The organism is Kitasatospora sp. MY 5-36 (genome assembly GCF_001182915.1).
Taxonomy (GTDB): Bacteria; Actinomycetota; Actinomycetes; order Streptomycetales; family Streptomycetaceae; genus Kitasatospora.
Map to the genome: position 1 here is coordinate 1 of NZ_LFVW01001377.1, position 722 is coordinate 722.

1 pseudogene is annotated in these 722 nt (G+C 78.4%); it reads right to left on the reverse strand.

What is annotated here, in order from left to right:
- Positions 1-722: pseudogene (locus AE652_RS42525) on the reverse strand (hypothetical protein); the annotation flags it as partial.

Here is a 722-nt window from a genome sequence, read left to right on the forward strand (position 1 = left end):
GGGTTGCGGTGGTACAGCAGCAGGAGCCGCGAGGTGTCGCCCGCCGCCCGCCGTACGGCGAGGACGGCGCCCGGGCCCGCCGGGGCCAGTACGGCGGCCGGCCCGGTGAGGCCGGCCCGCACGGTGAGCGCCGGCCGCAGGACGTCCAGCGGGACGGACGGGCCGGTGCCGCTCAGCCCGATGGTGGAGAGCGCCTCGGCCACGTCCGGCGTCCCGCCCCCGGCGTAGCCGGTCCAGACGCCGTAGCGGACGGTGCTGTGCCCGGGCGCGACGCCTGGCAGGGCGCTCAGCCGGACGGGCAGCACCAGGACGTCGCTGTCCAGCAGCCCGGTGTCGGTGTCGCCCCAGTGGGCGTTGAGCGGCTGGACGTCCAGTTCGGCCCCGGTGCGGGCGTCCAGGGCGCGGGAGACCAGGACGTCGCTACCGCGCAGCCGGTCGGCCTTGAGGATGACGTCGGTGCCGCCGTCCCCGTCGGTATCCAGCGCCACCCGCACCCCGTACAACCCCACCGGGGTGGCCGCGGGCGCCCACAACTGCGCGCCCACGTACAGCAGTTCGGAGTCGACGGCGGCGCCGGCCGCGCGCAGGCCGGCGGCCCGCTCACCGGGGTGCTCGACGCAGACCTCCTCCGCCGGGTCCGGCTCCTTCCCGGTGTCCTTCGGCCGCAGGCCCGCGCCGGGCGCGACCGCCGTGCCGCTGCCGCCGGGCGGGCAGTCGGGCCA